This is a genomic window from Methanobrevibacter sp. (genome assembly GCF_015062935.1).
GTDB lineage: Archaea > Methanobacteriota > Methanobacteria > Methanobacteriales > Methanobacteriaceae > Methanocatella.
The window spans coordinates 1-19,801 of the sequence record NZ_SUTM01000007.1; the positions used below are offsets into that span (position 1 = coordinate 1).

Genomic DNA, 19,801 nt, shown 5'->3' on the forward strand with positions numbered 1-19,801 from the left:
AATGAAATTAAAACCTTAAAAGAACAGTTAATCACATTAGACGAATTAATTAAAAATTAAAAAACAGTAAATAACTTTTTGAAATTTAAATAAGGTTTTGTTTCCAATTGTGTATATTTTAATAATAGTTTGAATATGCCTATTAAATATGTCAGAACTAACTATTGAAGTTTTAAAAGAAATTGTTGAAAAATTACCTAATGATTTTATAGTTGAATTTAAAGATAGAAACGGTTCTACTGTTACTGTATCTGATGATATTAATGTTAAAATATCTGAAAAGAAATTAGTATTGAGAACCTACTAAAATATTTGTTAATTTTTAAATAAAAAAGAAAAAGAGTTAACATTAATGTTAACTACTGTACAAATCTGTGAATATCCAGGATGGATCATATGCTATGAGGTATCCGTCTTCACACCAGATTGATCTAACATTTCCTGAAGTTGTATTTGCTACTGCAGCAGGATCTCTGTTAATCCAATTACCTCCAGTATGTTTTTTATGCTTTAATCTTAATCTTATATGGCCAGTTCCACTTACACGACATTTAACGTGGACAAATTGTACATCATATCCTAATGATTTGGCTATACGATAATATACTTGTCCCCAGTCTACACAGTTGGAACCTTTACCCTCTTTAGCGTCTGTTATAGTTTTCTTATCAGTTTTTTGTGAATCAAAGTATTTACTGTACAATTTCTTCTTAGCTATTACTGCCAATGCCTCATCAATACTATTACCTTTAAAAGTATAAGTCTTTATAAATAAATTCATTGTTGAATCGTTATAGTCCGGCAGTGTTGACATTCTATATACAATGGCCGGAAGTCTTCCATTAACTTTAATATAGCTTTCAGTCCTTATTGCCATATCAACATATTCAGCCTTATCGATTTTTTCCTTGTTTTTTAAGGTTACATAGTTTGGAAGGAAATCCAATGACTTGTTGTCTTTAATAGCTTCCATGGTATACATGGCCACTAGCTTATCGGTTCCAAGTTTTTTAGCTTTCTTTTCTATGTCCTTGCAGTTTCCTTTTTGTTTTAATATTTGGTAATAGTCACGTTTCGTATATTTCTTTTTGTTTTGGATTAGCCAGTAAGCGATTGAATTCATCGCTTGACAAAAGCTAGTCCAACTAATGCTATCATTTGACATATAATATAATTTGTATTATTTTATTTATTATGTTTTTTATATAAATAATATAATAAAAAATATTGTCATTTCCAAGCGTTGAAACAATCAATGTTTACGCAAAGATACGCCTAATAAAATTAATTGTAAGTATTTCAGATGTAATATGGTGAATCATCATTTACATTAACGGTTGTGTTTGAGCAAATAAAAGTGGTTTTTAAAATGTGATGTATGAAATCATTTAATATTTGTCAATGTCACAATTATGAATCCACTCACGATGCTTACCGATAGCTACCCTAATGATAACTTCGATAAGGTCAAGATCATCAATTTGTTTGAAGTAATATTGTGCTGGTCCTTCCAGCATCTGGCGAAGATCATAGAACGGCCTAGGCTTAATAGCTTCAGAATTCATCAAACCATAATTCTTCAATAGTTTAACATTTTCTGTTTCGTATTTTTCAAGTTTAGATTTCTGCACTTTAGCAGCCACAGTCTTTTTTTTCTTGTCAAATATCTTAGCTATTTGGGAAGAGTCAATTAGGATACTGGTTTCTATTAAAAGTAATGTAATTTGTTTTCCTTTAACTGTTATTGTTGTTGGATGTGAATTTTCAGTATCTAAAATTAGTTTCATTCTATGCCTCATTATCATATTGTTTTTTCTGTTTAAAATATATAGCTGGGGGAAAGAGTAAAACCCAGCTATTTGGAGTTAAACTCTTTGCAGAAGATGTTTAGTGAAGAAAAAGCAATTAAAACTTCACTAAAAAAAGAGATTTAATATTCTTTAATCCCTACACGCTCCCTGACGAAAGGGCCCGATATATATTTAGGAGATTTTATGGAAGTTCGGTTTTATGCCCTAAATTTACCAGTTATAATTCTATTAGGTGCATTCATTAAAACACCAACGCTTGAAAGGACGAATAGCTTTGTATACATTGGTAGTTCATCACGAATGTCCTTACGCATGAATTCAATCAATGGATAAAAGTCATACATCTCACCGTCAGGACCTAAAGGTGCGACGGTTGTTCCTGTAGTTCTTGAGTATAACAGTTTCATTCCAGGGTTGATGTAGTCCATTCCGATGTATGTTTTGTCACCCATTTCAGAACCTCCATCACAGACAGCAGTTCCAAGAATATCAATGTTATCCACACCATAATAACTTTGGATATGTTCTACCGGTTCGACCTGTCTGTTGGAAGAGAACAAGTCAGACTTAAGAGTAGTTAATGATTTATAGCTTACCGCCATACTATTTAAGTTTGTAAAGCTTCCTGCCGATTCCTTGAACTTCTCTTGAGCTTTAAGGATGGTCATACCAGTATCATCACCAGATTCAAAATCATATTTGGCAACTTTACTGGAATTGGTAATCATATCAATAGCTGCCTTTTCAATGCTTCTGCCGATAAGAATTCCTACATCCTGTAACATGTCATTAACGGAGATTAAATTGGAATCCAACATTTGTGCAGAGACATTCAATACTCCACCAATGGTATCAATGGAGATGGTTTCGCTGATTGGTTTTCTGACGTTTAATTCCTGAAGGGTTGCACCTGGAGCAATGTCTTTGGCTTCACCAAGAACTCCTGATTGAATAGCTTCCTCGATATTTACACGTTGGGACATGTAAGTGTAATATTGGCTGTTTTCTTCAATCTCTTGTTTTGGGAGTAATCTGGTGAATTTCATCCACTTTGCAGAAGTATCGGCAACAATTTGTGCCATTACTTCATTTTGTACTTTAGCATCATTTCCTTTGGTTAACATTAACAATCACATCCTTATGGTCTGCATGTACCTTTCAAGGCAAGTCCTGGTTTGTTTAACAATATTCCGACTTTACTTTGGATGAACAATTTGGTATATTGTGGTAACTCATCGTAGATATCTTTTCTCATTATTTCAATGATTGGATAGAAGTCAGCTATGTTTTCATCACTAGTAATAGGTGCAGTTGTAGTTCCAGAAGATTTGGAATACAATACAGTTAATGGAGCGTTTCTTAAATCGAATCCAATGTATTCTTTATCACCTACTAGTGATCCGCCGTCAGCTTGTGTAGTTCCCAAGAAATCAATATTGTCAATACCATAATAGCTTTGGATATCTTCAACAGGTTGTACTAACTTATTGTTTTGGTAAGCAATTTGTTTGACGTAAGATAATGTTTTGTATGACTCTGCCATTATGGTTAGGTCTGCTCCTGCTCCGGCATTACCCTTGAATGCTTCCTGAGCAGCAATAACAAACTGACCAAACGCTTCCATGGTATCTTCAGTTTGAGAGGTATTGTACTCAGGAACCTGATTGGAATTCATTAAAGTATCATAAATGTTGAATTCAATACGATTAGCTATTACAGTAGCCACATCACCTAACAAGTCCTCAAAAGAAACAATATCAGAATCAAATACGTCTTTGTTAACATTTAAAACCCCACCCACAGTATCAATACTGATAGTGTCGGTGATTGGTTTTCTAATGTTTAACTCTTGAAGTGAAGCACCTGGAGCAATGTCTTTAGCTTCCCCAAGTAAACCTTTGTTAATAGCTTCATCAAGATTAATATTTTGTCTGAAGTAAGTATAATAATCTGAATTTTCTTTAATTTCTTGTTTAGGAAACAATCTGGCTAACTTTAATCTTTTTGCAGTTTCATCAGTAATAGTTTGAGCTATTACTTCATTTTGGACTTTAGTATCATTTCCTTTAGTAATCATTTAAGCATCACCTAAATCGTATGGTCTGAATACTTCAATGTAATTATAAGAGTCTGAGCTTTCTACTGGATGCATTGCAATGTATTCACCGTCATCAGATTTAATAGCTCCGGTACTTGTTAATGCAATTTTGTCATTAACATTAATGTTTGATAAACCACTGGCTAATTTTAATCTGAACAAATGTCCCAGGACTAGAATTGCAGTTTTTCTTCTGCCGCCAGTCATGGTAACCGGATCGTTAACTGCAATACCTAAAATGATTTCATTTTCATCATCAGTGTATTTTTTAACAGTTGGTTTTCCAATATTAGAGTTTTCGGATAATGTTACGGCATCATCAACTTTAACTTTGACTCCAGAATACTCATAGCCTGGAGTTTCACCGGTTGGAGTGGTGACAGTAGTTTCAGTGATGGTGCCTTCATCTAACAAGAAGGTTGTGACTTCTTTTCTCTCTTCAAGTAAAATAATTGAATCTGCCATTAAATATGTCCTCCACTAAATTCTTTATTATGTAATTTATTACTTATAATATATAAATATTTATATATAATAGCTACTTTTTTAAAAATTTAGTGAAGATTGATATTAACTATTAACATTTTAAATAAGAGATAGAATAGAAATAAGTCGATAATTAGGGCAATTATGAATTTAAGATGAGTTATTTCTATAATAAAAACAAATACGAGTGATATTTTGTCTTCGAATTAGTATATGTTGATTATAACATATATCTCCTTTAGTTGCAAAGTTCATAATTTACAATTATATTAATAGTTATATACAATATAATTTAATTGTGATGCTTAAAAAATCAAACCCTAAACATATGCTTAGAGATGATTATTTAGAATTAATATCTTTAAAGGTTATTGAACCAAAAGAAAATAATTTTTATTTAACTAATCTGGACGAAACATTTAAACATGAAATTTTATCTGAAAGTGCCACACATATTGAAAAGGGCATTAAAGATTTGATTGAAGAGGGTTTGATTTCATTTAAATCCTATGATGAAAAATTATTACTAAAAAGAGCCATTTATAATTTAAATCGTAAGAAATGTAAATATTGTGGTAAAGGATTCAAACCCAAAAATAATGCTGAGAAATACTGTTCTAAAAACTGCCGTAAATTTGCAAAACGTGAACAAAATGAAAAAAGTAAACAAGAACAAAGAAAGAATCCTGATTATTATGAAAAACAGTTAGGCAATAGTAATTTAGGCCCCCATGCAAATAAAGATAAGAAAAAAGAAACTATTTCAGTCCATAATGAATATAATCGTATTTTCAATAGTAAAAATATTAATCCATAATTTTGAATAATACATATACTATTTAATGTTTAAATTATATGATTTTTTAATTTTAAACAATTTATAATCAGTTTGAATTTTCTGACATATATTTTGAAGAAAACTATTTTTAAAAATTTATTTGAGTTGAACTTTTTTCTATGTTTTGATAATTAGATTATTTTATTTATTGATTTTGTTTTAATGAAATTATAAGTGATGTATTGATTTAGTAAAAGTATTTCTATTTTTTATTTAATTCTATTCGTCTAGATTGTACTCTAAATCATTAACCGACCATTACTGTAATTCCTACCCAACATAGAAAAAGTTTTTCTAGAATTCTGAAACTAATGAAATTATTTTAAAGGTGAATTTATGATAAAAAAATATAAAGAACATCTTAAAAATCTTATTTTGAATGAAATAAAATCAGAAGAACAAGTTGCTATAAATGAAATCATAAACATTAATTGTGAGCAACGTATTAAGGAAGGAAAAACTATTGTGGGTATGAAAAGAAAAGTGCTCAAAAAATATCCTTCAGATTGCAAAGTATTATTTACCGGTCTAGAAAAAATAAACACTGAGATTAATAAAGGGGATACAGTATTTATAACTGGTGAAAAAGGTTTGATTAAAAATGTTACTGGAATAGTTAGTGAAATAAACTATAATACAATAACTGTAAATTATGTTAATAAACCGATACTCGATGATAATTTTAATGAATGTAGAATTGATTTATTTGTGAAAAATACAACTTACAAACGCCAATTAGATAATTTAGCAAATACTGATTGTAATAATGCTCTTAGATTATTATTAGGAATTTCCATTCCAAAAGCGAACAATCCTAGTAAAAAAGTATTATTTTATGATAATGGATTAAACAGATATCAAAAAGCCGCAGTTGAAAAAAGTCTTTGTTGTGGAAGTTTTTTTCTAATTCATGGCCCATTCGGTACTGGTAAAACACGAACACTAATTGAATTAGTAAAACAAGAAGTGAATAATGGGCATAGAGTTTTGATAACTGCGGAAAGCAATATAGCAATTGACAATTTAGCAGTTAAATTAATTAGTTCAAAAATGGATATGACTCGAGTAGGTACATTTAATAAGTTCAATAATAACATGAAAAGATTTTCTTTACAAAATAAGAGAAAAACACATATTGTATTCTCAGAAATTAAATCATTAGAAAAAAAGAAGAAAAAATATGAATCACAAATTCAAAAATGCGATAAAACAAAACGTGAAAATATTATAAAAAGTATTAATCAATTAAATAAAGAAATCATAAGATTACAACGAAAAATTGATAAAGACATCATTAAACATAGTCAGGTTATTTTCACAACAAATTCTTCAGCAGCATCAAATATTCTACAAGACACTAACTTTGATATTGCAATTATTGATGAGGCTGCACAAGCAACTATTCCTAGTGTTTTAATACCAATCAGCAAAGCTGATAGATTTATACTAGCTGGAGACCATAAACAATTAGCTCCCACTGTTAGTTCTGGAAATGAGGAACTAAAAATATCTTTATTTGAAAAACTTTGTAAGATGTTTCCTCAGCAGATGGAAATGTTAAAAATACAATATAGGATGAATAATATGCTTATGGATTTTCCCAATAGAGAATTTTACAATAATAAGTTAATTTGTGATAGATCTGTTAAAAACACCCCTTCCATTACAATTAACAGTAATTTTGATAACGGCAATTCATTGATTTTTGTAGATACTTCCCTAGCTAGAAATAATTACGAAACGACCTGGAATTATTCTAATTCATATATTAATAAATTAGAAGCAGACATTACCAAAAATATTGTTAATGATTGTATTAACTCTAATTTTAATATTAATGACCTTGGAATTATAACAAATTATTCCGACCAAGTTAAATTAATCAAATCCATGATTGATATTGAGGTGGAAACAGTTGATGGTTTTCAAGGTAGGGAAAAAGACATTATAATTATATCAAATGTAAGAAGTAATAATCAAGGTGAAGTTGGATTTTTAGATGAACCCAAAAGATTGAATGTTGCTCTTACTCGAGCAAAAAGTAAATTAATCATAATTGGTAATTCAAAAACATTATCTAATGAACCTATGTTTAAAAGATTATTTGATTATTGTAATGAAAATGAATCAGTCATATTTTATTAATTGGAATGAGTTGCATGGCAGATAAATTAAAATTAAAAGCTATTAAGATTGGGAATTTAATTGTTGAAAACGAAACTGAAATTATGTGGGATCATATTTTAGAAGCCTTTGACTTTGACGTTATCCTAGAGGAAAATCAAAGATTAATTAGAAGTCAATATTTCCATGATGAAGATTACGTAGATAATGTCATCAATGTTCTTGACACAGCTTTACGTATTGATAAAAAAGAAGCATGTGAAATGGTTGAATATATTTTAGATAATTATACTACAGTTAATAAAATACAAATCGAGGAGGTTATTAATGATATAACCCAGTGGGAAGATTATTCTATAAAATCAAAAACTGCTGATGAAAACATTAATAGTTTAATTGCAAACATAAATGATTCTATAAATAAAGGAGAACCTGTTTTTGCATTAGACCGATTGCATACTTTAATGCATAATTATGTAAAAGAACTATGCTCAAGGCATGATATTGCCTTTGAAGATAAAGATAAGCTAGATTCCATATTCAAACAGTATGTAAAATTTATTAGTGAGTATATTGATTCTCAAATGACAATAACAATATTAAAATCATCTATCTCTTTATTTTCACAGTTTAATCAAGTAAGAAATAATTATTCTTTCGCACATGACAATGATGTTTTGAATGAAGCTGAAAGTAAATTGATTTTTAAACAAATTGTTAATATTAAGGAGTTTATTGATACTACTGAAAATGAAATAACTATCGATTCTGCTTGAAATTGTTCTTAGAGTTATAAAATTCCACAATTTATTTTTTATTTTAATTTTTTACCAAACCTTATTCTTTCACTTGATTTTAAGAAATTATTCTAATTCTTAATTAATTATTCTCATTGCATTATTCTTTTTGAATGGAAATTGATTTAATATATTATTGTATATATTATAATTTAGCAAATCAATGTTTTGAAGTTATTTGAGTGTATAAATCTTCAAGTGTCTGTTCAACTTTGTCCTTTTTCAATTCACATTCCCACACAGTGATGACATTCCATCCCATTTCTTCCAGCTCTTTCTGGTTTTCCTCATCACGTTCTTTGTTTCTATAGAGTTTCTTTTTCCAAAAATCTACATTGGATTTTGGTATTCTTGCATATTTGCATCCGTCATGGAGATGCCAGAAACATCCATGAACAAAAACAATTGTCTTGTATTTTGGTAGCACTATATCTGGGCTTCCAGGATATCGTTTATCATTCTTTCGGAAACGAAGACCTTTTGAGAAAAGATAACTTCGGACAACGATTTCTGGTTTGGTGTCTTTACTCCGAATTCGTGACATGTTATAACTTCTGACCTCTTTGCTAACTTTGTCAACCATATAAATCAACTAATATAATATATTATATTTTATATTTCCATAATCTTTTATAGCTTATGCTGTTTCAGACATTATAATTTTTACACAATTAAAACAATATTGTTCTGGTTTTGCAATATTACAATAAATGTTATATCATGTGATTAACAAAACAAATCTTATATTATAAATTGGTGTGAAACAATAAGTGATTTAAATTATATGGAGTGATGAAATGTTTCAATTAAACCATAAAACAGAAATAGAAATTAAGGGAATTCCCATACAATGGATTCCTAAAATTGAATTATACTATCCTGATTTGCCACAATTTCCAATAATGTACATACATACACAGATAAATGGTAGCCGTCTTGTTGGCTGTCCTGTGGCAGTCAGCTATGAAATTATACAAGAAAAGTGCAATGCTAAATTTATTGTATTTACTAATCTTGAGCCTAGTACAGAAGTGGTGGATAAAATAAAAGATGAAATTGAAAACAGAATTGGATTCAGCAATCCAGTCAACAAACAAACTGTAATAGATTGTTGTAAGGGTCAGCCTGAATTTATAAATATATTAACAGATTTATGGCAATACATCGAAAAATCCTATGGCTCATCTATACCTTATGGTCGCTTTTATGAGGAAATGTTTTCAATTCCAAGATTTGTTGCAGCATGGCAACCCAGAACTGGCAGGCAAAGTGAAATGAGAATGTTGTATAATTTTATGAGTGAATTTGGTGAAGAAGTGTCTTTTCCTTCTGATTGGAGCCATTTAGAATATTATATTATTCCATCATATACAGATGTAATAAATAAGGATTATTCAGATTTTCCTAATTTTAAGAAACTATATTCAGCTATGAAAAAACTTTTTGAATTAGACTTTTCAGATTCAATCATCATTGATAATGTCACTTTTAAAATTATGCCAAAAGCTTGGGAACGGAACAAAGAAAAGTTCATAAAAAATGTATCGGGCAAATACTATTCAACTGGGCAACTTACTGAAACTGATAAATATTATTCAGAAATGTTGGTTGATGCTTTTAATCGTCACCCTTGGCGAGCAGCATTTTTCATCAGTGCCTTCATGAATATAGAAAACAGTGATTATAGGAAATGGAGCAAAAACTTCTTTAACACATTTTATAGAAAGGGCACTAAGCTTGTAGGTTATTCAGAAAAAGTCATTGCTTGTTTCTTACAACAGGGTTTTGAAAAGGAAGAAATTATTCCTATAGATACATGGATAAAAACATTCTATCAGTTTCCACTTGGAATAAGCAGAATGCCTAACTTTTTTGATAGCTTTGATATGCTAGGAAAATTAGAGCGGGTCATATGGCTTGCAAGTCAATCTAATAAAACAAACATGAAAAATTTTTTTGATATACTTTGGTGTCAAAGATATGGTACTATTGGAAATAGTGAACTACGTGGAGTTAATCCTCTTGCGTGTAGTATTTGTAGTCTGAGTGCCACTTGCGTTGGACTATCAAAAATCAAAAATGAAAGCATTTTAATAAGCAATACACTAAAACCTGAAGACTTTAATACCATACCTTCCAGTACACTAGATGACATTTCTTTCATTTGTTTACTAGAAGATGATGTTCCAAAGAAAATATATCATTATAAAAAAAGAACAAAAAAATGGGTTCTAAATGACGAATTTAGTGGCTATTTAAAAACTAAAGAGGACAGTTTTCCAAAATCTTTAGTAGACAAGAAAATTATAACTGTGGAAGAATTTATTAAAAATAACTGAGGAGGTCTCTTATTATGACAGCAAAAGAACAAATTATCGAGTTATTTAGAAAGAATGTTAAAGGAAAAACTCCCAATGTCAAAGGAAAAAACGAACGTCATGACGGAAGAAAAGGCCATTGGCTAGAACAACAATTTGGAGTAACTGCAAATGCAGATAATGAAGCTGATTTATTTGGGTATGAATTAAAAAATGAAACCACATCCAAAACAACTTTTGGTGATTGGTCTGCCAATATATATGTTTTTACCAGCTCCAAATATTCCTCACTTTTTGAGGGAGATAAAAAATATGAAAAACAGAATAGTTTTGTAAAAATCTTTGGTAAGCCGAATGAAGAAAAAGGAGGACGATATTCCTGGTCTGGAACACCTTGTCCAAAAATCGACTCATATAATGACTTTGGACAAATCCTGTTAATAGAACCTAATAAAGATATTGTTGCTTTTTATTCATATTCACAGGATAAAAGAGAAGATAAAGAGAATATTGTTCCTAAAGAATTACAAATAGAGAACCTTGAAATAGCCAGATGGTATGGTGAACATTCCCCTACATCCAAAAGAGCCGACAAATGTCTCAAAGCAAAACTTGAAGACAAATTCAATGATAAAGGTTGGTTTACTTGTAAAACAGATGAAAGTGGAGAATATGATAGAATATGCTTTGGTGAACCAGTGAATTTTGATGATTGGCTCAATTTGGTTAAAGAAGGTATAGTATTTTTCGACAGTGGGATGTATGAAGGTAATAAAAGACCTTATTCACAATGGAGAGCAAACAACAAATTTTGGGACAGTTTAATTACGGAAACATATGAATAAATAATGAAACAGATATGTGGAACAGAATTTCCTACATATCTCTCATTATCTTAACCTACAGAATATTATATTCACCAAGATAATCAAGCATTGCAATAGCTACAGCTTCAATTACTGGAATGCAAACAGAATTACCAAACTGTTTATATGACTGTGCATTTGAAACAGGAATGATGAAATCCTCTGGGAATCCCTGCAATCTTGCACATTCTCTTGGAGTCAGCATTCTAGGATTTTTTCCGGATTGTTCTATAAGTGCTTCACTTCCATCCTTATAGTACCTTGCACTTATTGTACTTGTATATTTGCTGTCTTCATTGAACAGTGCAAATCCAAATCCGTTTCCTTTCTTTTTATGTTTCTTTTTTCGTGCCTGATGCCCTTCCCAAAGTTTGTCAGAAATTGTAAATCTCTCCCCAACTGATTCTTCTAACACATCTCCTACACAAACTTTTTCATCTATTTGTCCGACAGGATATTCAAACTCTTTAAAATTCTCAGGTAAATAATCCCTATTGAAACCTACAATTATTATTCGTTCTCTGTTTTGAGGTAAACCAAAATGATAACCGTTCAATATTTGAGGATTAGGGACATAATAATTCAGTTCATCAAGCACAGATAAAATAACTTTTATTGTATTTCCTTTATCGTGTCCACGTAACTGTTTTACATTTTCCAGCATAAATGCCTTCGGTCTTTTTTCGTTAAGTATTCTTGCAATATCAAAAAAGAGAGTTCCTCTTGTATCTTCAAAGCCTTTATGAAGCCCTGCCTGTGAAAATGGTTGGCAAGGAAATCCTGCAAGCAATATATCATGATCGGGAATGTCTTTTTCATTGACAAGAGTTATGTCTCCATCTGGAATCTCTCCATAATTAATACGGTATGTTGTTTGAGCAAACTTATCCCATTCAGAGGAATATACATTGTATCCACCATGTTTTTGAAATGGCTGTCTGATGCCTCCAATTCCTGCAAATAAATCAATTTGTGTAAATCTGCATTCTTCAATAGGCCTGTTTTTAAATAGTGGTTCAGTAGGAAAATTCATTATTTTATCATATATTTCATCAGGGACATCTAATTTTCCCATCTCCCATTCTTTTAACATTTTCTCCTGCTCTCTGGTAAAACATAAAGCATCTGAAAATTCTTTTCTTCTTATTCCCAATTTTTCTCTGACAGCAAGAATATCTTCTGATCTGCTCATTTATAACCACCTGTCCAAACCTACATTTTTATTTGGGATTTCAATAAACCACTGCTTGAATATGGCTTCAAGAACTGGAACAACTATACTGTTTCCAGATTGTTTATAAAGACTTGTATTGCTTACTAACTGGCTTGCTTTATCTATGTCTTCATCATTAACACCCATAAGTCTCCATGTTTCTTTTGGAGTGAGCCTTCTAGGTACATATTGTCCGGATTCATTAATTTTATCAGTTACAAGTTGTCTTCTGTGTTTTTTTAGAAAACTTTGAAGTGTAGTGCCTTTCCAATAGTTTGAATCGAGACAATAGCTGCATTCCTGATTAATAGGTTTATCTGTAACCTGACCATTATTCAGATAAAATTTTTCATCCACATTTTTCTCAAGAATATCCTCAAGTTTGAATTTTAATTCTATCGGTTCAGGGAAAACAAAATCTCTTTTTGATTTAAGTTCGCTAATGCAAAAGACTCGTTCTCGATTTTGGGGGATGCCATAATCTCTGGCATTTAGAATAGCCCAATTGTTTGTATATCCTAAACTTTCAAGATAATCTAAAAATTTCAAAAAATTATCTTTATGATTTTTTCCAACAAGATTTTTTACGTTTTCCATCATCAGATATTTAGGCCTTTTAGTTTCAATAATCTTACAGCATTCCCATAGTAATGATGATCTTGTTCCTGAATCCTCATTTAATCCGCACTGATATCCCGCTACAGATATATCTTGACAAGGGAATGAGTAGGTGAATAAATCAAAATCAGGTAATGTTGTCGGGTCTATTCTTTGTATATCTCCATAATTGTTAATCAGTTTGTTTGCTAAGTACATGTCTTTTAATTTTGGCAGTCGAAGCTTTCTGGCCTTGTTTTCAAAAGTTCTGTAATCTAATGGAACATTAATTTCTTCCAAATAAGAAATCATCTCTTCTTTGTCTTCAGGCACATAGTTGTCAATGTGTTTTCTTTTTTCCAAAAAATCACTATGAATAGCAGCATATGATTGAATAACATCCCCCTCTATTTCTGAGATACCCACTACCTCAAATTCAATTCCTATGTTGCGCAATGCCATTCTTTGGCTTCCATAACCCGCAAACGCTTCAAAGACTCTTAACATGTTTTTCACCAATAAATATTAATCAATATACAACATATGAAAAAATACAGAACTGTATTATGATATGTTTTTCTTAATTATAATATATTTTTAATACTATTTAAATGTTATTTTTTTGACTATTTTAACAGAACCAAAAATGTTATTTATAACCCCACACATAGTTAATATTATGGAAATAAAAGAAGAAACAAGTGTCAGATACCAAGGTAAGATTTCACTAATCACCACAATACCCAAAACATATGTTAAAGCATTAAACATAGAATCTGGCGATACAATAGAATGGATACTGAATACCGAAACAAAAACATTAGAATTAAAAATAGTTAAATAATTATTAACTTATAATAATTCATGATAACAAAGTGTCAAACATCAATAAGTAAATTCGAAGAATTCTTTGCAACATCATACAAAGATGACGTATTTGAAATATTAGAACAATATCCCACTAAAAGATCACTAATTGTTAATTATCCAACATTAGAGATTTATGATTCAGATTTAGCAGATTTATTAATTGAAAAACCTGATGAAGTTATTGAAGCAGCAAAAACAGCTATTAAAAATATTGATCCTCTTGTTAAAAGTGCTAATATCAACATTCGTTTTGAAAATTTAAATAACATGATTCAATTAAAAGACCTTAATAGCAATTACATAGGTTCTTTTGTTTCATATGATGGAATAATTGAAGAAGTTAATGAACCTGCACCTAGAATAGAAACTGGTGTCTTTGAATGTAGAGGTTGCATGAGATTACATGAAGTTGAACAAACTTCTTCAAATACAATCATAGAACCCCCATTATGTAATGAATGTGGTGGACGTTCTTTTAGATTACTTCAAGAAGAATCCGAATATGTTAACACCCAACTAATAATTACTGGAAGTAAAGACACTTCTCGCAAATTAATTGTTGTTTTTGAAGATGATTTAACTTCATGGGATAATTATAATATTGGTCAACATATTAGATTCACCGGAATTCTTAAAACATACCGTGAAGAAAAAAATGGAAGATTTAACTTTTATTTATATTGCAATCATATTGAGAGATTATCTGAAGAATTATTCATCGAAGAAGAAGATGAAGAAATGGAAAAAGAATATGGAGTTAGAGACAGCCCAGAATATAATGCATGGCGATTAGAAGTAGTTTCAAGAGATAAAGTTTGTCAATGCTGCGGTTCTGAAAAATATCCTGTAGCTCATCATGTTTTTAGTTATGAAAATTATCCTAAACTTCGTGTTGACCCCAATAATGGTATAAGGTTATGTAAATGGTGTCATGGAAAATATCATAGTCATTATGGCATAACTAATGCAAATCCAAAGACATATGCAGAATTTATAAACAGATTTGGAACTAAATAAAATTTAATCAAACCATCACTATTCTAAATTTTTAACTACCTGCTCACCTTTTTCAGTATGCCTGTACAACCTACCTTTTCTAACTTCAGGATTAATACATTCAACCAACTCATGCTCCTTCAACTCACCCAGTATTTTTGAGATATGGTTTGTCCTTATCCCTGAATCTCTGGCAATGTTGCTTGGTATTTTTACTTCACCATCCAGTGCCTTCATCACTTTTGTCCTATATTGTGATATTTGCACGTAACTGATTTCTGTCAACATTTCGTCACTTAGTTCCATCATAATCACTCTTATCTAATGTTATTAACTTCTTACAAAATAAATTGTATCTTCATCATAGCTACTTAATGCGTCATATGCTGCCTGAGTCATAAAGCGGAACTTACCAAAGACTCCATAATCAACACCCATATAGACAGGTCCTGAAGATTTTGCCAAATACATTTGTATACTTCCTGAATGTTTTAATGGTATCACTGAATATGGATCAAGTGATTCTGTATCCCAAGAACTTCCGTTGTATTCTTTAATGGCCATGACAGAGCTTGTACAAATAGCTACACGATAACCTTTGCTAACTCCTGTTGGTAATGTTGTTGTGGTTTGTATTTTATCGACTGGTAGTTTCCAACCTGCTTCCTCATCACTGCCTTGGCCAGTATCACCTTTAGCACCTGTGTCTCCCTTATCTCCTTTGTCACCTTTACTTCCTGTTGCTCCAGTATCACCAGTTGCCCCTTTTAGACTTGCTAATTGTTCTGGTGTAAAGTCATCGAAAGTGAATGCCTCACCAGTGTTTCCTGTATCTCCTTTAACTCCTTGAGGTCCAGTATCGCCCTTGAGTTCATCAAATGATATTGTTGCTGAACCATCTTCTGTTGTGATTACAATTTGGCCAGTAGAATGGTCGACATTAACGATTGGTGAAAAGCCACTAGAACCTGTATCTCCAGTATCACCTTTAACCCCTTGTAGGCCTGTTTCACCTTTGTCTCCTTTTTCTCCTTTTATATTTCCTACGTTTTCCCAAACTGTACCATTCCAGACATATAATGATCCGTTTACTAAATAGCTGTCTCCATCATTACCGGTTGGATGTTCAGCTATTAATTCCTCGTAAGTGTTATACGAACCTTTAATAGTAATGCCAGCACCAGTAGCTCCAGTGTCACCAGTTGGCCCGGTTGGTCCAGTATCACCAGTAGCTCCTGTATCTCCAGTATCTCCTTTAGGTCCTTGTTCTCCTTTTTGGCCAGTTGCTCCAGTCTCACCCTTGTCTCCTTTACTACCTTTCTCACCAGTATCTCCCTTATCACCTTTATCACCTTTGGCTCCGGTTTCACCAGTATCCCCTTTGATGGAACCTGCGTTAGCCCATCCGTTTTCGTTCCAATAGTAATAGCTGCCATCGACTATATATGCATCACCTAAAGAACCTGAAGGGTGAACTGCAATAAATTCTGAATAGCTATTGTAGTGTCCTTTTATTATTGTTCCTATCCCTATGTCTCCGGTATCTCCTTTAGGTCCTGTATCGCCAGTTACTCTGCCGATTTCTATCCAATTTGTTTTCTCTGCCATATTCTCACATCATCTTTTTAATCATCAAATATTTCCATATTAATATCTCTAATTCTATTATTGGATTTATTGGCCATGAATCCCATTTGAATAGGTTCCTGAAAACTATATGCTGAAGAGGTTCCGGAGTTACTTCCGCTTCTTATAGTTAATAATCCATTATCCCATTCAAATTCAATGTCTACCCATTTGTTATATCCTAAATTTGTTAGTTTAGCAGTATCGCCACTTCCCGCATCATAACTTGATGAATATCTTGCTACTTCAGTTCCGTTCAAATAGAATCTTAGCCATTCCCACCTCTCTGTTGGATAATAAGTGAATGAGAACTTGAAATGATTTGGAAGTTTATCTTTCAGTGTAACTATGCTACCATTGGATGGTAATAATACATCATAGTAATCATACTCGCCGTAAGTTAATGTTCCAGAACTCCAGTCATATCGTAAACTAGGGTCATCAGATGTATCACAATAATCAAACCAATATTCGTCCCATCCTCTGTCGAATTTATTAATTAATGTTATAATATCATCAAAGGAGTAGTAAGGTAAGCCATTATCATCCATTTTACTTCTCATTAAGGATATTGCTGTCCCCAATCTAGTATTAATTTCAATTACATTACTTGCAATACTCATATTATCACGTTGTTTAAATAACTCCTGCTCCGTATATTCTGAATCCTCTATAGGAATATCTATCTGGGAAATTGAATATTACTGAAGGTTCATATGGTCCAGTTTTGAAATCAAGCATGGTAACATTCCAAGTTCCATGACTTACATAATACTCTGGATATTCTTCTGTTGGATCGCCTGAATATGTATCCCAAACACGTGGACTGAATGACCAATCACAATTTACTTCATATAATTTAATGCCCGGTCTTTCCAAATCATCTGAATCGTTTGAATTTCCATATGGAGATATATTTTCCATAACTTGTCTGTATCCATTGGTACCGCTACCATCCCCATAATTATATTTTGCACCGGCACCTATTCTTAAATTAGACCAGTCATCAATATTAGCGCATATTCCAAATCCCATCCATCGTCCTGCTGTTCCAGTTACATCTGACATTAATGCGTAGAATTTATGTCCTTCAAGTTCGCTTGTCGCATATGTTCCTAAATCTGACAAGGACAATCCGAAATAATTTCCAGAATAACCACTGTGTGCTTCTAAATATATGTCCATATAATTACCATTAGGTTCAGCTTCCATTATACTGAATCCAGAACTTGAACCTCTACCGTTAGCACTGAATAATCCACTATTCAGATTGCTGTAATTTAAGTCGTCAACATTAACAGCCGTAGTACAATATACTCCATATTGGCCACCAACAATATTGTCGTTTCTTCCTTGAATATAGAAAAATCCTTTTTCTGAAGGAGGTGAAACACTTAATGTAGCTTTACCATTTGATCCGGTTGTTATTGTCCCTAATGAATTTATTACAGGCTGACCCCAACTGGTAGTGTCAAGTCTATACATGTCCACATTTGCATTAGGCATTAAATCACCTTTAGTGTCTCTTGTTGTTATTTCAACATTAACATTAGCACCTGTTGTGAACATGTTTTCAAAATAAATGTTTATACTTCCCAATTGTGGCACAGGTAATTTCCTAATCAATGGTATTACACCATCCCCTGAAGTATATCCAATTTCTTCCTTGTCCAATATACTTCTTAACCTTGTTTGGGCGGTTGTTAGATTATTATTGAGGGTTGATTCATTTTGAAGCATTTGAGATAAATCCGGTTGAGTATAAGACATTTTCACACCCCATAGATTAATTTTTCTTTTATTAATGTTCTAGTTAATTCCAATCTCTCATTAACAGTTAATACGCTACTGGCTATTGACATTAACATCAGCTCCCCAATAAGTTTAAGTTTGCAGACTGTACTGATGTTATTGTTCCTATTTGGTCAGTAACATCTTCAATAGCTGTAGCTATTGCACTGTTTGTTACTACATTTGTTGTATCTGTTGTGTCTAATGTTGAAGTCATATTAACAGGACCTGCAGGACCAGTTGCTCCAGTATCACCTTTAGCCCCTTTAATTTCACTGAGATAAATTACTGCCTCTGTATCATCACCAACAAAAATTATTTGACCGTGTGCTGTATCCTTATACACATTAACACTACTACCATCTGCACCTGTTTCACCTTTTATGTTTCCTACATTTACCCATGACATATTATCACCTTTGAAAATCTTTTAAAAAAAAAGGAAGTACCGTATAGCTCAGTACTTCCTTTTAGGGATTTAATGGAATTAGTTTTATTGATAGACGTATAATTCTCCATCAACAAGATATGCATCACCGGTTGTGCCAGTAGGATGAGCTGCAATTAAATCAGCATAACTTGCATAACTTCCTTTGATAATTGTACTGTATCCTTGAGGTCCGGTTTCACCAGTGTCACCTTTTTCACCAGTATCCCCTTTATCTCCAGTATCACCTTTCTCACCGGTGTCACCTTTATCTCCAGTGTTTCCGGTATCTCCTTTAGCACCAGTTTCACCAGTAGCTCCAGTATCACCTTTCTCACCAGTTAATCCTTGTGGGCCTTGGTCTCCAGTTTCACCTTTATCCCCAGTTGCACCTTGAGGGCCAGTTGCTCCGGTATCACCAGTAGCTCCTGTGTCTCCTTTAAGACCTGTTGCACCAGACATATCCATAATGAAGGTAAAGCTGTTTGCTCCTTTTAAATATAATTGTGCGTTTGCTTCTTCATCAACTGAAGATTGAATAGCAACGAATGATCCTTCAGGAACATTAGCTGCATCAGCATTCATTGCTTCAACAGTCTCATATGTTCTGAAAATTGTGAATGGATCACCAGTGTCTCCTTTGGCACCAGTTTCACCAGTAGCACCAGTAGCTCCTGTGTCTCCAGTATCTCCTTTAGCACCAGTTTCACCAGTTGCTCCGGTATCACCTTTGGCACCGGTTTCTCCGGTAGCACCTGTAGCACCTACGTCTCCTGTGTCACCTTTATCTCCTTTATCACCTTTAGCACCAGTTAAGCCTTCTAATTGTTCTGGAGTGAAGTCATCAAAAGTAAATGCATCTCCGGTATCTCCTTTGTCACCTTTTTCACCAGTATCTCCTTTTGGTCCTTTAATTGTACCAACACTTGTCCATGACATTTAT

At 32.2% G+C, this 19,801-nt stretch carries 22 protein-coding genes; 8 read left to right on the forward strand and 14 right to left on the reverse strand.

All coding sequences use genetic code 11. The features are described from left to right. The first annotated feature begins 148 nt into the window (after positions 1 to 148). Positions 149 to 307 (forward strand): hypothetical protein, encoded by a 159-nt coding sequence (locus tag E7Z81_RS04230; RefSeq protein WP_292744663.1) that lies wholly within the window; start codon positions 149 to 151, stop codon positions 305 to 307. A gap of 48 nt (positions 308 to 355) precedes the next feature. Here E7Z81_RS04230 and E7Z81_RS04235 read toward each other — a convergent pair whose 3' ends face one another. The 5 genes from E7Z81_RS04235 to E7Z81_RS04255 form a co-directional block, all read right to left on the reverse strand. Further along, positions 356 to 1,165, reverse strand: a complete 810-nt coding sequence (locus E7Z81_RS04235; protein ID WP_292744665.1) for a pseudomurein-binding repeat-containing protein — start codon at positions 1,163 to 1,165, stop codon at positions 356 to 358. Between the two features lie 223 nt (positions 1,166 to 1,388). Beyond that, positions 1,389 to 1,787, reverse strand: a complete 399-nt coding sequence (locus tag E7Z81_RS04240) for a hypothetical protein (protein ID WP_292744667.1) — start codon at positions 1,785 to 1,787, stop codon at positions 1,389 to 1,391. A gap of 221 nt (positions 1,788 to 2,008) precedes the next feature. Further along, complete coding sequence (locus E7Z81_RS04245) at positions 2,009 to 2,935, reverse strand: hypothetical protein (protein ID WP_292744669.1); 927 nt, start codon at positions 2,933 to 2,935, stop codon at positions 2,009 to 2,011. Positions 2,936 to 2,949: 14 nt separating this feature from the next. After that, complete coding sequence (locus E7Z81_RS04250) at positions 2,950 to 3,888, reverse strand: hypothetical protein (RefSeq protein ID WP_292744671.1); 939 nt, start codon at positions 3,886 to 3,888, stop codon at positions 2,950 to 2,952. Further along, positions 3,889 to 4,374, reverse strand: coding sequence for a hypothetical protein (locus tag E7Z81_RS04255; RefSeq protein ID WP_292744673.1), 486 nt, complete (start codon positions 4,372 to 4,374; stop codon positions 3,889 to 3,891). A gap of 322 nt (positions 4,375 to 4,696) precedes the next feature. Here E7Z81_RS04255 and E7Z81_RS04260 point away from each other — a divergent pair, with 322 nt between their 5' ends. The 3 genes from E7Z81_RS04260 (at position 4,697) to E7Z81_RS04270 (ending at position 8,133) form a co-directional block, all read left to right on the forward strand. Further along, entirely contained in the window at positions 4,697 to 5,212 is a 516-nt protein-coding gene (locus tag E7Z81_RS04260; protein WP_292744675.1) for a hypothetical protein, read from the forward strand. Between the two features lie 357 nt (positions 5,213 to 5,569). After that, positions 5,570 to 7,378, forward strand: coding sequence for an AAA domain-containing protein (locus E7Z81_RS04265; RefSeq protein ID WP_292744677.1), 1,809 nt, complete (start codon positions 5,570 to 5,572; stop codon positions 7,376 to 7,378). 5 nt (positions 7,379 to 7,383) lie between these two features. Continuing rightward, positions 7,384 to 8,133, forward strand: coding sequence for an abortive infection family protein (locus E7Z81_RS04270; RefSeq protein WP_292744679.1), 750 nt, complete (start codon positions 7,384 to 7,386; stop codon positions 8,131 to 8,133). A gap of 181 nt (positions 8,134 to 8,314) precedes the next feature. Here the strand turns inward: E7Z81_RS04270 and E7Z81_RS04275 are convergent, their stop codons facing one another. Continuing rightward, on the reverse strand, positions 8,315 to 8,737 hold the full coding sequence (locus E7Z81_RS04275) for a very short patch repair endonuclease (protein WP_292744681.1): 423 nt from the start codon (positions 8,735 to 8,737) through the stop codon (positions 8,315 to 8,317). 214 nt (positions 8,738 to 8,951) lie between these two features. On the opposite strand from E7Z81_RS04275, the gene E7Z81_RS04280 reads away from it, so the two are divergent. Continuing rightward, complete coding sequence (locus E7Z81_RS04280; RefSeq protein ID WP_292744682.1) at positions 8,952 to 10,493, forward strand: hypothetical protein; 1,542 nt, start codon at positions 8,952 to 8,954, stop codon at positions 10,491 to 10,493. Between the two features lie 14 nt (positions 10,494 to 10,507). After that, positions 10,508 to 11,317 (forward strand): LlaMI family restriction endonuclease, encoded by an 810-nt coding sequence (locus E7Z81_RS04285; RefSeq protein WP_292744683.1) that lies wholly within the window; start codon positions 10,508 to 10,510, stop codon positions 11,315 to 11,317. Between the two features lie 55 nt (positions 11,318 to 11,372). On the opposite strand, the gene dcm is transcribed toward E7Z81_RS04285, so the two are convergent. Further along, on the reverse strand, positions 11,373 to 12,530 hold the full coding sequence (dcm, locus tag E7Z81_RS04290) for a DNA (cytosine-5-)-methyltransferase (protein WP_292744685.1): 1,158 nt from the start codon (positions 12,528 to 12,530) through the stop codon (positions 11,373 to 11,375). Further along, positions 12,531 to 13,655: a DNA cytosine methyltransferase gene (locus E7Z81_RS04295; RefSeq protein ID WP_292744687.1), complete on the reverse strand. Its 1,125-nt coding sequence runs from the start codon at positions 13,653 to 13,655 to the stop codon at positions 12,531 to 12,533. Between the two features lie 172 nt (positions 13,656 to 13,827). On the opposite strand from E7Z81_RS04295, the gene E7Z81_RS04300 reads away from it, so the two are divergent. Next, positions 13,828 to 13,992, forward strand: coding sequence for an AbrB/MazE/SpoVT family DNA-binding domain-containing protein (locus E7Z81_RS04300; RefSeq protein ID WP_292744689.1), 165 nt, complete (start codon positions 13,828 to 13,830; stop codon positions 13,990 to 13,992). A gap of 20 nt (positions 13,993 to 14,012) precedes the next feature. Then, positions 14,013 to 15,035: a hypothetical protein gene (locus E7Z81_RS04305; RefSeq protein WP_292744691.1), complete on the forward strand. Its 1,023-nt coding sequence runs from the start codon at positions 14,013 to 14,015 to the stop codon at positions 15,033 to 15,035. A gap of 18 nt (positions 15,036 to 15,053) precedes the next feature. Here the strand turns inward: E7Z81_RS04305 and E7Z81_RS04310 are convergent, their stop codons facing one another. From E7Z81_RS04310 to E7Z81_RS04335, 6 genes are all read right to left on the reverse strand, one after another. Continuing rightward, entirely contained in the window at positions 15,054 to 15,323 is a 270-nt protein-coding gene (locus E7Z81_RS04310; protein WP_367263004.1) for a transcriptional regulator, read from the reverse strand. 21 nt (positions 15,324 to 15,344) lie between these two features. Further along, positions 15,345 to 16,622 carry a hypothetical protein gene (locus E7Z81_RS04315; RefSeq protein ID WP_292744695.1) on the reverse strand — a complete coding sequence of 426 codons (1,278 nt, stop codon included), beginning with the start codon at positions 16,620 to 16,622 and terminating at the stop codon, positions 15,345 to 15,347. A gap of 17 nt (positions 16,623 to 16,639) precedes the next feature. Continuing rightward, positions 16,640 to 17,263: a hypothetical protein gene (locus E7Z81_RS04320; protein ID WP_292744697.1), complete on the reverse strand. Its 624-nt coding sequence runs from the start codon at positions 17,261 to 17,263 to the stop codon at positions 16,640 to 16,642. 13 nt (positions 17,264 to 17,276) lie between these two features. Further along, positions 17,277 to 18,410: a hypothetical protein gene (locus E7Z81_RS04325; RefSeq protein ID WP_292744699.1), complete on the reverse strand. Its 1,134-nt coding sequence runs from the start codon at positions 18,408 to 18,410 to the stop codon at positions 17,277 to 17,279. 97 nt (positions 18,411 to 18,507) lie between these two features. Further along, positions 18,508 to 18,840 carry a hypothetical protein gene (locus E7Z81_RS04330; protein ID WP_292744701.1) on the reverse strand — a complete coding sequence of 111 codons (333 nt, stop codon included), beginning with the start codon at positions 18,838 to 18,840 and terminating at the stop codon, positions 18,508 to 18,510. A gap of 84 nt (positions 18,841 to 18,924) precedes the next feature. Beyond that, a complete protein-coding gene (locus E7Z81_RS04335; protein ID WP_292744703.1) occupies positions 18,925 to 19,797 on the reverse strand; it encodes a hypothetical protein in 873 nt (290 codons plus the stop codon). Between the last annotated feature and the right edge of the window lie 4 nt (positions 19,798 to 19,801).

Bases quoted from the DNA above. Each gene is read 5' to 3' on its own strand.
- E7Z81_RS04230 (WP_292744663.1), top strand. From the start codon at position 149: ATGTCAGAACTAACTATTGAAGTTTTAAAAGAAATTGTTGAAAAATTA.
- E7Z81_RS04235 (WP_292744665.1), bottom strand. From the start codon at position 1,165: ATGTCAAATGATAGCATTAGTTGGACTAGCTTTTGTCAAGCGATGAAT.
- E7Z81_RS04240 (WP_292744667.1), bottom strand. From the start codon at position 1,787: ATGAAACTAATTTTAGATACTGAAAATTCACATCCAACAACAATAACA.
- E7Z81_RS04245 (WP_292744669.1), bottom strand. From the start codon at position 2,935: ATGTTAACCAAAGGAAATGATGCTAAAGTACAAAATGAAGTAATGGCA.
- E7Z81_RS04250 (WP_292744671.1), bottom strand. From the start codon at position 3,888: ATGATTACTAAAGGAAATGATACTAAAGTCCAAAATGAAGTAATAGCT.
- E7Z81_RS04255 (WP_292744673.1), bottom strand. From the start codon at position 4,374: ATGGCAGATTCAATTATTTTACTTGAAGAGAGAAAAGAAGTCACAACC.
- E7Z81_RS04260 (WP_292744675.1), top strand. From the start codon at position 4,697: ATGCTTAAAAAATCAAACCCTAAACATATGCTTAGAGATGATTATTTA.
- E7Z81_RS04265 (WP_292744677.1), top strand. From the start codon at position 5,570: ATGATAAAAAAATATAAAGAACATCTTAAAAATCTTATTTTGAATGAA.
- E7Z81_RS04270 (WP_292744679.1), top strand. From the start codon at position 7,384: ATGAGTTGCATGGCAGATAAATTAAAATTAAAAGCTATTAAGATTGGG.
- E7Z81_RS04275 (WP_292744681.1), bottom strand. From the start codon at position 8,737: ATGGTTGACAAAGTTAGCAAAGAGGTCAGAAGTTATAACATGTCACGA.
- E7Z81_RS04280 (WP_292744682.1), top strand. From the start codon at position 8,952: ATGTTTCAATTAAACCATAAAACAGAAATAGAAATTAAGGGAATTCCC.
- E7Z81_RS04285 (WP_292744683.1), top strand. From the start codon at position 10,508: ATGACAGCAAAAGAACAAATTATCGAGTTATTTAGAAAGAATGTTAAA.
- dcm (WP_292744685.1), bottom strand. From the start codon at position 12,530: ATGAGCAGATCAGAAGATATTCTTGCTGTCAGAGAAAAATTGGGAATA.
- E7Z81_RS04295 (WP_292744687.1), bottom strand. From the start codon at position 13,655: ATGTTAAGAGTCTTTGAAGCGTTTGCGGGTTATGGAAGCCAAAGAATG.
- E7Z81_RS04300 (WP_292744689.1), top strand. From the start codon at position 13,828: ATGGAAATAAAAGAAGAAACAAGTGTCAGATACCAAGGTAAGATTTCA.
- E7Z81_RS04305 (WP_292744691.1), top strand. From the start codon at position 14,013: ATGATAACAAAGTGTCAAACATCAATAAGTAAATTCGAAGAATTCTTT.
- E7Z81_RS04310 (WP_367263004.1), bottom strand. From the start codon at position 15,323: ATGATGGAACTAAGTGACGAAATGTTGACAGAAATCAGTTACGTGCAA.
- E7Z81_RS04315 (WP_292744695.1), bottom strand. From the start codon at position 16,622: ATGGCAGAGAAAACAAATTGGATAGAAATCGGCAGAGTAACTGGCGAT.
- E7Z81_RS04320 (WP_292744697.1), bottom strand. From the start codon at position 17,263: ATGAGTATTGCAAGTAATGTAATTGAAATTAATACTAGATTGGGGACA.
- E7Z81_RS04325 (WP_292744699.1), bottom strand. From the start codon at position 18,410: ATGTCTTATACTCAACCGGATTTATCTCAAATGCTTCAAAATGAATCA.
- E7Z81_RS04330 (WP_292744701.1), bottom strand. From the start codon at position 18,840: ATGTCATGGGTAAATGTAGGAAACATAAAAGGTGAAACAGGTGCAGAT.
- E7Z81_RS04335 (WP_292744703.1), bottom strand. From the start codon at position 19,797: ATGTCATGGACAAGTGTTGGTACAATTAAAGGACCAAAAGGAGATACT.